The organism is Pseudomonas baltica, from assembly GCF_031880315.1.
Lineage (GTDB): Bacteria > Pseudomonadota > Gammaproteobacteria > Pseudomonadales > Pseudomonadaceae > Aquipseudomonas.
Genome location: NZ_CP134771.1, coordinates 6,307,896 through 6,322,245, shown reverse-complemented (window position 1 = coordinate 6,322,245; position 14,350 = coordinate 6,307,896). Strand labels below are relative to the sequence as shown.

The following is a 14,350-nucleotide window of genomic DNA, read 5'->3' as shown; positions in this document are numbered from 1 at the left end:
GGCGTCGGCAGCCCTTACGGCTGTGGCGTCTCACCGCGATCGCTTTCCACCACAAAACCAGTATCGATACTCACCACCACCGACAACCCCGGGCGCAAGCGTTGCGCCTGGGGTTGATCGGCATCGACGCTGATGCGCACCGGCACCCGCTGGGCAATCTTGACGAAGTTGCCGGTGGCGTTATCAGCCTGCAACAGGCTGAACTCCGCACCGGTCGCCGGTGCGATGCGTTGCACATGGCCGCGCAGCCGCTGGTGGTCCAGCGCGTCGACCGTGAAGGTCACCGGCTGCCCGACCTGTACGTGATTCATCTGGGTTTCCTTGAGGTTGGCGATCACCCACAAGGTATCGGGCACCAACGCCATCAACTGCGTGCCGGCGCTCACATAAGCGCCGAGGCGCACACCAATCTGCCCCAGCTGGCCATCACGCGGCGCCGTCACGCGGGTGTTGGACAGGTTGATACGTGCCAGTTGCACCGCCGCCTCGGCGTTGGCGACCGAAGCCTGCAGCGAACCGCGATTGACCACTGTGCTACGCAGGTCCTGCCGGGCGATCTCCAGATTGGCCTTGGCCTGAGTCACCGCCGCCAGCGCCTGGGCGTTGGCAGCGCGGGTCACATCGAGCTGGCTGCGGGACACCGAACCATCAGTGATCAGCGCCTGATTGCGGCGCAGGTCGGCGGCGCTCTTGTCAGCCTGCGCCTGAGCGTCGGCAATGGCCGCCTGGCGCAAGGCGATGGTGGCCTCGGCGCTGCGTTGCTGTTGGGTGTTGTTGTCCAGCGCGGCTTTTTGCACCTGCACCTGAGCCAGGGACTGATCCAACTGCTGGGTATAGGTCCGATCGTCGATGCGTACCAGCAAGTCCCCCGCCTTGACGAACTGAAAGTCCTGCACCGCCACTTCATACACATACCCGGAGGTCTCCGGGCTGATGACAGTGACCTGGCCCTTCACCATGGCGTTTTCGGTGGACTCGATCTTGCTGCTGAACGGTGGCAGCTGCCAGGCATAGAGCACGATCAGCACGCCGGCCAGGGCGACGCCACCGAACAACAAGGTCGACAGCAGCCGTGTGCGCCGCGAGCGCGGCTCGGTGGCCGCACCTGCGGGGGGCGGAGTTTGTCCTTCCGGGGTGGCGGCGATGGCGGTGGTGGTTGTACTGGTCGGTTCGGTCATGAAGTGCGGGCGCCAGGGGTCGTGGTCGAGGTCGAGGTCGAGGTCGTCATAGGGGCCGCTGCGGCGGCTCTGCGAGTAGTGCTTTTGAGCCAGAGCACACGAATGCTCAGCCACACCAGCGTGAGGCTGGCGATAATCGCGATCAAGGCAAATACGTCGTTGTAGCCCATGATATTGGCTTCACGCGTGGCGGCACTGGCCAGTGAACTGGTGCCTTGCAGGTTGCGCGCCGCAGCATTGGGGATGCTCGCCAGGTAACTGTTGGCGCCGCTTTGCACTCGCGCGGCCACCAGGGGATTGTCCAGCACCAGGCGCTCGACGATGTAGCTGGAGTGGTATTTCTCCCGCACGATCTGATAGGTGCCCAGCAGTGCAGCGCCCGCCAGGCTGCCGAGGTTCTGGCTGATGCCGAACATCACCGAAAAGCTGACCAGATTGCGCGGATTGGTGACCACATTGCGCACCCCCAGGGCCATTGTCGGCCCAAGGAAGAATGTGCTGCCGAACGCCAGCAGGAATTGGCTCAGGTACATATTGGCCGGGCGCGTGAGGTTGTTGGAGAAGCTGTCCAGCGCCCCGCCGATCGCCATCATGCCCAGCGACACCAGCAGCGGCATGAACAAGTGATCGGCATGGATGGTCAGGGCGCTGGTCACCAGGCCGGCCACGGCGCCGATCAGCATCACCACGTACAAACTGTGCAACTGCTGGCTGCTCATGCCCAGGTACTGCATGAAACCTACCGCGCCAGTGGATTGTTCGGACGTGACCATGCGGATCAACAACACCGCCAAAAACAGGCGAAAGATAGGTCCACTGCCCAACCAACGGGTCATCAGCAGCGGATTGGTGCGGTTGTGCTCGATGCACAGCCCGGCCAGGATCAAGGCGATGGAGGCTGCCGAGGCCCAGCCGATCCAGGGGGCCTCCAGCCACCAGTCGATGCGCCCCAGCGACAGCACCAGGACCAGCAGCCCGACGCCGGTGGACAGCAAGGCGAAGGTGAGGAAGTCGAGGTTCTCGAACGTCTTGAAGCGGTCCCCCGGTGGCAGCTTGAGCAGCAACACGCAGCCCAGAGCGGACAACGCCAGGCCCAGTTCGAACAGATACAGCCCGCGCCATTCGGCGATCTGCAGCAAATCTTCGGAAAACAACCGGGCCAGGGGAATCGCCAATTGCGCCGTGCCCAATCCCAGTACCAGCGCCTTGAGTCGCCACTTGGCCGGGAAGGCCTGGATCATGTAATACAGGCCCAGCGAGCTGAGGGCCGCGCCGACCATGCCGTGGGCGGCCCGCACGGCAATTGCCGACTCCAGGTCGTTGACGAACAAGTGCGCAAAGGTCACCAACGCATACAGCGCCAGGAACACCTCGGTAAACGCGCGCAGGCCGAACTGCTGGCGGAATTTCACCAGCAGCAGGTTCATCGACACGTTGGTCATGACATAGGCCGCCGGCAGCCAGGCCATCTCCGCCGTGGTGGCTCCGAGCGCGCCTTGCAGGTAGACCAGATTGGCGGTGACCAGTGCATTGCCAAGGCCGCCGGTAATCCCGACCAGCAAGCCGACGGCGGCAAAGGCATAACGTTTAGGGGTGGAATGCAGCGGCGTCGACGGCGAACCAGGCATGCTCGGCCGTTCGTGGGGTTGCCATTGGTGAGGGGCGTAGCGATCCATCCGGTGACCTTGTCGACGAGCGTGTATGCACACGCGTAGTAGACCTCAGGCAGCGGCGGCTTGCCAACGTTCCTTCACTGGCCCACACCTTGGATGTCGAACGCCCCGGCCGGCCTGAAGCCGCACACTTGCGCTCAGCCGCACGTCAAGGAATCAGAATCACCTTGTCGCTGCTGCCCGCATTGACCTCGGCAAAGCGTTGCGGCCCCTCGCTCAATGGCACTTCCAGCAGGCCTTCAGGCAGCGCCAGCAAGCCTTGATCGAAGTAGCCGCCAAAGTGCTCGAGCATCCGCGCACAGGCAGCGCAGTCGTACAGCAGCGAGTTGACCCCGACCACCGAGCCACCCTTGCGGTACAGCCCCAGCGCCGGAAGCTGCACATACCCCTCCACCGGGGCGGCGATGATGGCGATACGGCCGAACTTGGCCAGGGCGCCGACTGCGGCTGGCAACCAGAAGCCGGTGGTATCGAAAATCACCTCGGCACCGCCTTCGAACACGGCGTGCACCTGGGCGCCGAGGCCTTCGGGCTGGTCCAGCACCAAGGTTTCATAGCCCTTGGCGCGCAACGCCTGTGCCTGCTCTGGCTTGCGTACCGCCGCCAGCACCTGAGCACCACGAATCCTGGCGAAGGCCAATGCCGCGCTGCCGACCGCACCGTTGCCGCCGATCACCAGCACCCGTGTGCCAGCGCTGACGCCGCTGCGCTCCAGGGCGTCCCAGGCCGTGGTATAAGGCACCCCGAGGCTGGCGGCCTGGGCGAAGCTCAGGGATTGCGGCTTGCGCGCGACCCCGCCGTTGGGCACGGTCAAATAGGCGGCGTGGGAGCCATCATTGAAAAACCCCAGATCGCTGCCCGTGCCCCAGACTTCCTGACCAACCCACTCCTGGGGGCCGTCGACCACCACCCCGGCAAAGTCGCGACCAGGGATGCGCGGCAAGGTGGTGTAGGGAAAGCGCCCGAGCACATTTTTGACATCGCTGGGGTTCAGGCCGGCCGCCTTGACCTGCACCAGCAATTGTCCAGGTGCGGCCACGGGTACGGGCACTTCAACGCATTGCACCGCGGCAAGGTCGCCAGTGCGGGAAAATTGCAGGGCTTGCATGGGGGTTGCTCCTTGGGTCGATTGACTGTGGCGCCAGTGTATGGCGGCTTCACAGGGGGTATCGGCCAAGAGCTTCGGTTTATCGGCCAGTTTCCAGCACGAAGGCCGAGGGCGACATCCCGCGCTCGCGGCGGAACATGTCGCTGAAACTGCTGGGTGAATAGCCCAGGGCGTGCGCGACCCGACTCACGGGCAACCCTTGCAGCAACTGCGCGGTCGCTGTGGCCAGTTGCACCTGACGGCGCCATTGGGCAAAGCCGACACCCATGCTTGCCTGAAACAGCCGGGCCAGGGTGCGCACGCTGGCACCGACCTGCTCGGCATGCTGCTCGAAGGAGATGTCCAGCGAAGGCGAGTCGATCACCGCCTGGCACAGGCTGCGCAGCCGCCGATCGCTGTGTTCGGGCATGGGGATACTTGCCCCGCGGTGCTGAGCGCGTTTGAGCTCCAGCAAGGCCAGACCGACCAGCGCTTCGTAATAATCCGGCTCGGCGCCGGTGGCCGCGCCCAAGGGATCATAATCCTGTGCCACTAACCCGACGATTAGTTCGCGCAGCAGGCCGTTGACCTCCAGCACCCGCACTTGCCCATCCAGCGTTGCCGCCAGGGCGGGTCGCAGATAGATGTTGCGCATCTGCAGGTCCGACACCACGCGGATCCCATGGAGCACGCCAGGCGGCAGCCATACCGCCCGTTGCGGCGGCACCGCGATGGCCTCGCGCGGCGTTTCGACCCACATCACCCCGGACACCGCATACAGCACCTGCCCCCAATCATGACAATGCGGCTCGGTGAAATGCCCACGGGCATAGGTGCGCGCCAGGGGCAGTACCGGGACGGAGGGGTCGCTCAAGTCTGGGGGTGCGGCGAGGGCCATGGTATCGAGATCGCGGGCGTCAGGAGTTTACGGCCAGCAGGATATCACTGTTGGCGGCGGGTAAAGACCACCCTGGCGCGCGACTGCCACGGAGCTTGCCTGCGAATACGCAACGTCCGTGGCCGTGCTGCTGATGCGTTAGGGCTTCAGGGGCAAGCCCCCTCGCTATAGGCAGGGTACGACGTCAGCGGCGATCAGGCCTCGTGGGTCAGTTGCTCGAAAGCTTCCTCGATATCGCTGATCCGAGTTGGCCGCACCAGGCGCGACACTTCCTGGCCATCCTGGAGGAAGATCAATGTGGGCCACAGCTTGACCCTGAACGAGCGCCCCAATGGGCGACCGCTGGCATCCTCGACCTTCAGGTGGTGCACTTGCGGGAAGTCGGCAAATACTTGCTTGAGCAGCGGTTGCGCAGCCTGGCAATGGCCACACCAGTTGGTGCCGAACTCGATCACCGCAGGGCCCTTGTGAGCGTTGACGTCGGTGCGATCGGGTTGATCTGCGCTATAGGTGTCCAGCATGGTGGTTCCTTGAGTGACCGGGGCATTACTTCATTGGAGCTCACGCCGGGCCTGACGTTCCCTGGATTCGCAGGGATCAGGGAGCTGCAAGCGGCAAGCCTCGAGCTATTTTGCATAACCAATCGGCAGATTTACCTGCTTGAACAACGTATTGCTGGCCTAACCTGTACTAGCTTGCAGGTTGCGGCTTGAGGCTGGCCTCCCGCTTCCCGCACCTGAGCACAATAATAAAAATAGGACACCGCCATGCCCTGCCCCGAGTTCATCGCCGCTCGAGACTTTCTGCTTGCCCACCGCACCGACTACGCCACCGCCGCCCGGGATTTTCGCTGGCCGCAACTGACCCATTTCAACTGGGCGCTCGATTACTTCGATGACATGGCCAGCGGCAATGGCGCCACGGCGCTGTGGATCGTCGAGCACGACGGCCAATCCAACCGCTACAGCTTCGAGCAACTCTCGCAGCGTTCCAATCAGGTCGCCAATCACCTGCGCTGGCTGGGGGTGAAGCGCGGCGATCGGTTGCTGGTGATGCTCGGCAACCATGTGGCGCTCTGGGAAACGCTGCTGGCAGCCTTCAAGCTGGGCGCGATCGTGATCCCCGCCACCACCTTGCTGACCACCGAGGACCTGCGCGACCGCCTCGATCGCGGTCAGGTCCGCCATGTCGTGGCGGGCAGCGAGTGGGTCGACAAGTTTGCGGACCTGGCCGGTGATTACACGCGCCTGAGCGTCGGCGCCCGGATGGACGGCTGGATCGATCATGAAGACGCCCGTCACTATCCGCTCAGTTTTGTCCCCAGCGGCCCTACCCTGGCCACTGACCCGGCGCTGCTGTATTTCACGTCGGGCACCACGTCAAAGCCGAAGATGGTCCTGCACAGCCAGCAGAGCTACCCGGTGGGGCACCTGTCGACGCTGTACTGGATCGGCCTGCAGCCAGGAGACATTCACCTCAACATCTCCTCGCCCGGCTGGGCCAAGCATGCCTGGAGCTGCGTGTTCGCACCGTGGAACGCCGGCGCCTGCGTGTTCATTCATAACACCCCGCGCTTCAACCCGGCGGCACTGCTGGAGATCATCGCGCAACATGGCATCACCAGCCTGTGTGCACCGCCCACGGTGTGGCGAATGCTGATCCAGCTCGACCTCAACGGCCGGCAGGGGCAGCTGCGCGAACTGGTCGGGGCCGGCGAGCCGCTGAACCCGGAAATCATCGAACATATCAAGGCCGTCTGGGGCTTGAACCTGCGCGACGGCTTCGGCCAATCCGAGACCACCGCGCTGGTGGGCAACAGTCCTGGCCAAGTGCTCAAGCCAGGGTCCATGGGCCGGCCGCTGCCGGGGTATCAGGTCACGCTGCTCGACCCTGATGGCCAGCCTGCCAGCGAAGGCGAAGTGGCCCTGCCGTTGTCAGGCGCACCAATGGGGCTGATGCTGGGCTACGCCGATGCCCCCGACAAGACCGCCGACGCCATGCGCGGCGGCGTGTATCGCACCGGCGATACCGCCGCCATCGACAGCGACGGCTACATCACCTTCGTTGGTCGCGCCGATGATGTGTTCAAGGTCTCGGATTACCGCATCAGCCCGTTCGAACTGGAGAGCCTGCTGATCGAGCACCCGGCCGTGGTTGAAGTGGCCGTGGTGCCAAGCCCGGATCCGCAGCGTCTGTCGGTGCCCAAAGCGTTTGTGATTCTGGCCGAGGGCGTCGAGGCCGACGCGCACCTGGCCCGCCTGCTGTTCGTGTTCGCCCGCGAGAAGCTCGCACCCTACAAGCGCGTGCGACGCCTGGAGTTCGTCACCGAGCTGCCCAAGACCATCTCTGGCAAGATTCGTCGGGTGGAGCTGCGCCTGCTTGAGGCGCGGGTGCGCGAGTCGGCGGTGCGCCGCGACCAGGAATATTTCGAAGAGGATTTCCACAGCTGAACTCCGTCCCTTGTGGGAGCGGGCTCTTTCGCGGGCAGAGCCCGTTCCCACGGGGGGAGCCACCCGATTTGCGTTAAACCCGCTAGAATGCGCGCCCCTGTTTTTGCCTGTGAACGCTATCCATGACGCCCGACGCCCTGACCGTGCTGCAGCAACACCTCGACCTCGCCCTCGCCCTCGCCCAGCCCACCGGCGAGGCTCGGCGCCTGCTGCACGGTCGCGGGCAACGCTGGCCGGGGCTGGAGCAGGTGACGGTGGACTGGCTGCAAGGCATGGTGCTGGTGTCGCTGTTTCGCGAGCCGCAGGCCCCGCAGCTGCAGGCGCTCAAGACCTTGCTGTTGCAGTGGGCGGCCCAACCGGCCTGGACCCTGGCAGGCGGCAAGGCCGTGCTGCTGCAACACCGCTACCTGCCCGCCAGCCCTACCGAATGCCTGCTCGGCGAAATCATCTCGCCCTGGGTGATCGAGGAAAACGGCCTGCGCTATCAGCTGGACCTCGGTCGCTCGCAGAACACCGGGCTGTTCCTGGACATGCGCTACGGCCGTCAGTGGGTACAGGCCAACGCTCAAGGCAAGCGGGTGCTCAATCTGTTCGCTTACACCTGTGGCTTCTCGGTAGCGGCAATCGCTGGCGGAGCGTCGTTCGTGGTCAACCTCGACATGGCCAAGGCCGCCTTGAGCCGCGGACGCGACAACCACCGCCTCAACGATCACGACCTGAGCAAGGTCAGCTTCATGGGCCACGATCTGTTCAAGTCCTGGGGCAAGGTGATCAAGGCCGGACCATACGATCTGGTGATCATCGATCCACCGTCATTCCAGAAAGGCAGCTTTGTTCTCACTCACGATTACCGCAAGGTCCTGCGCCGCCTGCCGGAAGTTCTCAGCGCGGGCGGTCAGGTACTGGCCTGCCTCAACGACCCGCAGGTGGGCGCGGACTTCCTGATCGACTGCATGGCCACCGAAGCACCGCAATTGCGCTTCCAGCAGCGCCTGGAAAATCCGCCGGAGTTCGTCGACATCGACCCCGAAGCCGGGCTCAAGGCCCTGGTATTCGCCGAGTAGCGATCTGCGATGGAACACGGCAGATTTCCCGCGCAGCTGCTACAAAGACAGCACTCAGAACGATAACAACGACGGGAGACAGGCAATGATTCTGAAAGGCAAGACTGCATTGGTCACCGGCTCTACCAGCGGCATCGGCCTGGGCATCGCACTGTGCCTGGCCAAGGCCGGCGCCAATGTCATCCTCAATGGCTTTGGCGATGCCAGCGCGGCCATCGCGCAAGTGGCCGCGCATGGCACGCAAGTCGGTCACCACCCGGCTGATGTCAGCGATCCGCAGCAGATCGCCGCAATGATCGACTACGCCCGCGACGACTTTGCCGGCATCGATATCTTGATCAATAACGCCGGTATCCAGCACGTCGACGCGGTCGAAGATTTCCCGGTCGAGCAATGGGACGCCATCCTCGCGATCAACCTGTCGTCAGTGTTTCACGCCAGCCGCCTGAGCCTGCCCGGCATGCGTGAGCGTGGCTGGGGGCGGATCATCAATATCGCCTCGGTGCACGGCCAGGTCGGCTCGATCGGCAAGGCCGCCTATGTCGCAGCCAAGCACGGTGTAATTGGTCTGACCAAGGTCATCGGCCTCGAAACCGCTACCACCCAGGTCACCTGTAACGCCATCTGCCCAGGCTTTGTGCTGACGCCCCTGGTGCAACAGCAGATCGATGCGCGTATCGCCAAGGGCGTCGACGCTGAGCAGGCGCAACACGAACTGCTCGCCGAGAAGCAACCGTCACTGGAGTTCGTCACCCCCAGCCACCTGGGCGAGCTGGTGCTGTTCCTGTGCAGCGAGGCCGGCAACCAGGTCCGCGGGGCGGCGTGGAATGTCGACGGGGGCTGGCTGGCGCGCTGAGTTCTGATGTCAGCCGGATTGGCCTCTTCGCGGGCAAGCCTCGCTCCCACAATTGACACCGTGGGAGCAAGGCTTGCCCGCGAAGAGGTCCGACGGCCCAGCATACCTCTGCCGTCAAAGCTGCTCTTCGTCGTTGACCAGCCCCCAGTCGCCCTTGGGCAATTCCTTCACCGGCGTAGGCGCCGCCGGGGCCGAGGTATGGGTGGCGCCGCCGTCGGCGTGCAGCTTGAGGCGCAGGCGCAGGTTGTTCTGCGAATCGGCGTTCTTCAGTGCTTCTTCCTCGTCGATAGCGCCTTCAACGACCAGATCAAACAACGCGCTGTCGAACGTCTGCATGCCCTGGTTACCGGCCTTTTCCATGATGCCCTTGAGATCGCTGAATTCGCCACGGTGAATCAGGTCGCGAATGGTCGAAGAGCCAAGCATCACCTCTACCGCCGCCCGCCGCTTGTTGTCGACGGTCTTGACCAGCCGCTGGGACACGAACGCCTGCAGGTTGTTGCCCAGGTCATTGAGCAATTGCGGGCGGCGGTCTTCCGGAAAAAAGTTGATGATCCGGTCCAGCGCCTGGTTGGCGTTGTTGGCGTGCAAGGTCGAGATCGCCAGGTGGCCAGTATCGGCGAAGGCCAGCGCGTGCTCCATGGTCTCGCGGTCGCGGATTTCGCCGATCAGGATCACGTCCGGGGCCTGGCGCAGGGTATTCTTCAGCGCCGCCTGGAAGCTGCGGGTATCGACGCCGACTTCGCGCTGATTGATGATCGACTTCTTGTGGCGATGGATATACTCCACCGGGTCTTCGATGGTGATGATGTGGCCGCTGCTGCTGCGATTGCGATAATCGATCAGCGCCGCCAGCGAAGTCGACTTGCCAGAACCCGTGGCGCCGACGAACAGCACCAGCCCGCGCTTGCGCATGATCACGTCGAGCAGGATCGGCGGCAGCTTGAGGTCCTCGAATTTGGGGATATCGAGCTTGATGTTGCGGGCGACGATCGACACTTCGTTGCGTTGCTTGAAGATATTGATCCGAAACCGCCCGACGCCGTGCATCGACAGCGCGAGGTTCATTTCCAGATCGCGGTCGAACTCCAGGCGCTGTTCGGCGTCCATGATGTCCATGGCAATGGCGGCGATCTCGCCTGGTTTGAGTGATTCGCTGCTCAACGGCTTGAGTACGCCATTGAACTTCGCACAAGGCGGCGCCCCTGTGGACAGATAGAGATCGGAGCCGTCCTGGCTGACGAGGGTTTTCAACAGGGCCTGGATATCCATGGGGCAAAGTCCGCGCGGCAATCGATAGGAAGTAAGCTATAGCTTGGCGGTTTTTCAGGCCAACGTGCAAATAAAGGGTAATGCAATGAAAGGATTGTCCGAGGGCGGCATGGCGGCCACGCTCATTTCGAGGCTACATGCCAGCGCCAGTCCCCTGCCAGCGCTGGAGCAGTGGCCGCAGAGCCTGCGCACCGCTGTGGATATGATCATCCACTGCCCGATGCCGATGCTGCTGCTGTGGGGGCCACAGTTGTGCCAGCTATATAACGATAGCTTCGCTCTGCTGGCAGGCAGCAAGCATCCCCGTGCGTTCGGACAACCGGTCGATCTGATCTGGCCGGAGCTGCGGCCATTCACCGACCCGATCTACCAGGCGGTGCTCGGCGGCGAGGTGCGCAGTTATGTCGAGCAGGGCTTTTCATTGCCGCGCGGCGACCATGAAGCCCAGGTATGGCTTGACCTCACCTACAGCCCGGTGCGCGACGAGAGTGGCCAGATCAGCGGCATTCTGGTCACTGCCATCGACGCCAATGCGCGCCTTGAGGTACAGGCTGAACTGCAACGGCGCTCCGAGGCCAGCACCGAGATGCATCAGCGGTTGCACGAAGAAATGCAAGAGCGCGAGCGCGCAGAGGACGCCCTGCGCCATGCCCAGAAGATGGAGGCCGTGGGCCAGTTGACCGGCGGCATCGCCCATGACTTCAACAACATGCTCACCGGCATCATCGGCAGCCTGGATTTGATGCAGCGCTACATCGCCAATGGCCGCAGCGCCGAGATTTCCCGCTTCGCCGAGGCCGCAGTGACCTCCGCGCAACGTGCTGCCGCCCTGACCCATCGACTGTTGGCGTTCTCGCGCCGCCAGTCGCTGGATCGCCAGCGCATCGACCCCAATCAACTGGTCCACTCACTCGAAGAGTTGCTCAGCCGCACCAAAGGCGAACACATCGAATTGCGCATCCGCTTCGGCCACGACATCTGGCCCGTCGACACCGATGCCAATCAACTGGAAAACGCCCTGCTCAACCTGGTCATCAACGCCCGCGACGCCATGCCCGACGGTGGCATCCTGCGCGTCGAGACCGCCAACTGCGTGCTCGATGGCAGCTTGCGTCAATTGGGCATGGAGCCGGTAGCGCCCGGCGAATACGTGATAATCAGTGTCACCGACACGGGCTCGGGGATGTCGCCAGCGGTGCTGGCCAAAGCCTTCGACCCGTTTTTCACCACCAAGCCTACCGGCCAGGGCACCGGCCTGGGGCTGTCGATGATCTACGGTTTCGCTCAGCAATCAGGGGGCCACGTCAGCCTCGAAAGCACGGTCGGCCACGGGACCCGCGTGCACCTCTACCTGCCGCGTCATGCCGATGCCGTGCAGGTCGAAAACGTGCTGCAGACCCCAGAGAACATCCCCCGCGCCCAGCAGGGCGAAAGCGTATTGGTGGTCGAGGACGATCAAGCGGTGCGCATGCTGGTGCTCAACGTGCTGGACGAACTGGGCTACCGTGGTCACCCCGCCGCCGATGCGCGCACGGCCATCCCGCTGCTCGAATCCTCGTTGCGTATCGACTTGCTGGTCACCGATGTCGGGTTGCCGGGCCTCAATGGCCGGCAGTTGGCGGAGATCGCCCGCCAGCATCGGCCGGGGCTCAAGGTACTGTTCATGACCGGTTACGCCGAAAAAGCCGCCGAAAAGCAACATTTTCTCGACGACGCTACGGACATGGTCGCCAAACCCTTTACCATTGACGTCCTGGCGAACAAGATTCGCGACATGATCAACGCGTAGCCCCCTGCGCCCCCCCTCCATACAAAGCAAGCACGCCCATGAAAGCACAAGCCCGGCACATCCTCGTCAAGACCAGCGACGAGGCCGAACAACTCAAGCAACGCATCGCCAAAGGCGAAGCCTTCGATGTGTTGGCGAAAAAATTCTCCCTATGCCCTTCAGCCAAGCGCGGTGGCGATCTGGGCGAGATACGGCCAGGGCAGATGATCGGCGCTATCGACCAGATCATCTTTAAAAAGCCTCTGCGCGTAGTGCACGGTCCGGTCAAGAGCAAGTTCGGTTATCACCTGGTGCAGGTATTCTACCGGGATTGATCCTGCGAGGCCTCGCGAGAACCCCTGAACAGCAAAAAGCCGCCGACACTTGAGAGTGTCGGCGGCTCGTCTGTTATCGGCCCGGGGTCGGGTAGCCCGTCAGAGGCTGGCGCTGGCGCGCTTGGCCTGTTCGATGCGACCTTTCTGGTGATTGATGGCCAGGTTGCTGCGCAGCCCCGCTACCAAGTTGGAAATGGCGCGGCTGCTGGTCAAGGATTGGGTGCTGATGCCGGTAACCGTCAAGTCGATGTGATCGGTCTTTTGATCGTACACCCGTACCGTCAGGGATTTATCCTGAGCCTGGGTGCATTGGCAGCGCATGGGCAGGAAGCTGCTTTCGATAATGTTGCGAAGTTCTAAAGTGGACAGCATAGCGACATCTCCTTGTAATTTCAGAGTCCGTGGCACCCGCGGGGAACAGAGGCGGCAAACCGCAGCCTAACTGTCACCAGTGCTCGTTCGACATGAACGCGTCCGTGGACTCTTGCTGTATAGCAGCAGGTTCCATGCCTGCGCTAATACCGTTCATCTGCACCATATATATCAATGGGTTGCGCCATAAACTTGAGACTTTGCTAAAAAGCCAGCATGCGCATTGCACGATGGCCGAATTTCGTCCCTGCAATTTGCATGGCCGTGCGCGCCAAAGCGAAGCATCTGCAACTTGTGGCCGCACCTGAATGTCACCTGTTCATCACTTCCACTCTGGCGAAAGGTATTGGCAATGGCACGGGCAATCTGGAAAGGCGCGATCAGTTTCGGGCTGGTACACATCCCTGTGGCGCTGGTATCGGCCACGGCCTCCAAGGGCGTCGATTTCGATTGGCTCGACAAACGCAGCATGGACCCGGTCGGCTACAAGCGCATCAACAAGGTCACGGGCGAGGAGATGGACAAGGAAGACATCGTCAAGGGTGTGCAATACGAAAAAGGCCGTTACGTCGTGCTCAGCGAAGAGGAAATTCGCTCGGCCCACCCGGTCTCGACCCAGACCATCGAGATCTTTTCCTTCGTCGCCAGCGACCAGATCCCGCTGCAAAACATCGATACGCCCTACTTCCTGGCGCCCGATAAGCGTGGCGAGAAAGTCTATGCGCTGCTGCGCGAAACCCTGATCCGCAGCCAGAAGGTCGCCCTGGCCCAAGTGGTGCTGCACACCCGGCAATATCTGGCGGCGGTCATGCCGCTGGATGATGCCTTGGTACTGGTGAAACTGCGCTGGCCTGCCGAAGTGCGCGAGCTGGCGACGCTGGAGCTCGGCGATGCGGTGAAAAAGGCCGAGCTCAGCAAGCGCGAGCTGGACATGGCGCAACGCCTGGTGGACGACATGAGTGGCGACTGGCAGCCGGCGGACTACGTCGATCAATTCGAAGAAAAGATCATGGCCCTGGTCGACAAGAAGGCTCGCGACGGCAAGATCGAGGACGTCGAGACCGGCGATCCCGAAGACGCGCGTCAAACCGCAGATGTCATCGACCTCACGGAGCTGCTCAAACGCAGCCTGGGCGGCAAACCCGCCACCAAGGCGACCAAGGACAAAGCCCCCGCTAAAGCCGCCGCACCGCGCAAGCGTGCTACCAAAGCCGCGCCGGCTGCGAAGCCGGCGACTCGCAGAGCAAAAAAAGCCTCCTGAGTCAAGCTCACAAAACTACTAGTTTGTATCTGGATTGATGTACGCCTATACCTGAGGACTACAGGAACTCTGGGTATGGAGCTGCCGGTCTATTCGCAGTGAACCGCTCCCAACTTTGAACAAGGAAGGCGAGCGG

General features: G+C 62.8%; 13 protein-coding genes. 6 read left to right on the top strand and 7 right to left on the bottom strand.

What is annotated here, in order from left to right; genetic code table 11:
• Positions 1-14: 14 nt before the first annotated feature.
• The 5 genes from REH34_RS28760 to REH34_RS28740 all read right to left on the bottom strand — a co-directional run bounded on the left by REH34_RS28760 (position 15) and on the right by REH34_RS28740 (position 5,357).
• The gene (locus tag REH34_RS28760) at positions 15-1,178 is read right to left on the bottom strand and encodes an HlyD family secretion protein (protein ID WP_311970118.1); all 1,164 of its coding nucleotides are present in this window, start codon (positions 1,176-1,178) and stop codon (positions 15-17) included.
• On the bottom strand, positions 1,175-2,854 hold the full coding sequence (locus REH34_RS28755; RefSeq protein WP_311970117.1) for an MFS transporter: 1,680 nt from the start codon (positions 2,852-2,854) through the stop codon (positions 1,175-1,177). Before REH34_RS28755 ends, REH34_RS28760 begins: the two co-directional genes overlap by 4 nt.
• A 145-nt stretch (positions 2,855-2,999) precedes the next feature.
• Positions 3,000-3,959: a zinc-binding alcohol dehydrogenase family protein gene (locus REH34_RS28750; RefSeq protein ID WP_311970116.1), complete on the bottom strand. Its 960-nt coding sequence runs from the start codon at positions 3,957-3,959 to the stop codon at positions 3,000-3,002.
• Positions 3,960-4,038: 79 nt separating this feature from the next.
• Positions 4,039-4,836 (bottom strand): helix-turn-helix transcriptional regulator, encoded by a 798-nt coding sequence (locus REH34_RS28745; protein WP_311970115.1) that lies wholly within the window; start codon positions 4,834-4,836, stop codon positions 4,039-4,041.
• 194 nt (positions 4,837-5,030) lie between these two features.
• Positions 5,031-5,357: a thioredoxin family protein gene (locus tag REH34_RS28740; RefSeq protein WP_311970114.1), complete on the bottom strand. Its 327-nt coding sequence runs from the start codon at positions 5,355-5,357 to the stop codon at positions 5,031-5,033.
• Positions 5,358-5,603: 246 nt separating this feature from the next.
• On the opposite strand from REH34_RS28740, the gene REH34_RS28735 reads away from it, so the two are divergent.
• The 3 genes from REH34_RS28735 to REH34_RS28725 all read left to right on the top strand — a co-directional run bounded on the left by REH34_RS28735 (position 5,604) and on the right by REH34_RS28725 (position 9,206).
• Positions 5,604-7,286 (top strand): AMP-binding protein, encoded by a 1,683-nt coding sequence (locus REH34_RS28735; RefSeq protein ID WP_311970113.1) that lies wholly within the window; start codon positions 5,604-5,606, stop codon positions 7,284-7,286.
• 122 nt (positions 7,287-7,408) lie between these two features.
• The gene (locus tag REH34_RS28730) at positions 7,409-8,350 is read left to right on the top strand and encodes a class I SAM-dependent methyltransferase (protein ID WP_311970112.1); all 942 of its coding nucleotides are present in this window, start codon (positions 7,409-7,411) and stop codon (positions 8,348-8,350) included.
• 85 nt (positions 8,351-8,435) lie between these two features.
• On the top strand, positions 8,436-9,206 hold the full coding sequence (locus REH34_RS28725) for a 3-hydroxybutyrate dehydrogenase (RefSeq protein WP_311970111.1): 771 nt from the start codon (positions 8,436-8,438) through the stop codon (positions 9,204-9,206).
• A 114-nt stretch (positions 9,207-9,320) separates the two neighbouring features.
• Here the strand turns inward: REH34_RS28725 and REH34_RS28720 are convergent, their stop codons facing one another.
• Positions 9,321-10,478 carry a PilT/PilU family type 4a pilus ATPase gene (locus REH34_RS28720; RefSeq protein WP_311970110.1) on the bottom strand — a complete coding sequence of 386 codons (1,158 nt, stop codon included), beginning with the start codon at positions 10,476-10,478 and terminating at the stop codon, positions 9,321-9,323.
• 85 nt (positions 10,479-10,563) lie between these two features.
• Between REH34_RS28720 and REH34_RS28715 the strand changes: the two genes are divergently transcribed.
• Together REH34_RS28715 and REH34_RS28710 are read left to right on the top strand one after the other, a co-directional pair.
• The gene (locus tag REH34_RS28715) at positions 10,564-12,267 is read left to right on the top strand and encodes an ATP-binding protein (protein ID WP_311970109.1); all 1,704 of its coding nucleotides are present in this window, start codon (positions 10,564-10,566) and stop codon (positions 12,265-12,267) included.
• 38 nt (positions 12,268-12,305) lie between these two features.
• Positions 12,306-12,581 carry a peptidylprolyl isomerase gene (locus REH34_RS28710; protein ID WP_226502454.1) on the top strand — a complete coding sequence of 92 codons (276 nt, stop codon included), beginning with the start codon at positions 12,306-12,308 and terminating at the stop codon, positions 12,579-12,581.
• A gap of 99 nt (positions 12,582-12,680) precedes the next feature.
• Here the strand turns inward: REH34_RS28710 and REH34_RS28705 are convergent, their stop codons facing one another.
• Positions 12,681-12,953, bottom strand: coding sequence for a DUF1652 domain-containing protein (locus REH34_RS28705; RefSeq protein ID WP_226502453.1), 273 nt, complete (start codon positions 12,951-12,953; stop codon positions 12,681-12,683).
• Between the two features lie 352 nt (positions 12,954-13,305).
• Between REH34_RS28705 and REH34_RS28700 the strand changes: the two genes are divergently transcribed.
• The gene (locus tag REH34_RS28700) at positions 13,306-14,214 is read left to right on the top strand and encodes a Ku protein (protein WP_311970107.1); all 909 of its coding nucleotides are present in this window, start codon (positions 13,306-13,308) and stop codon (positions 14,212-14,214) included.
• Positions 14,215-14,350: the final 136 nt, after the last annotated feature.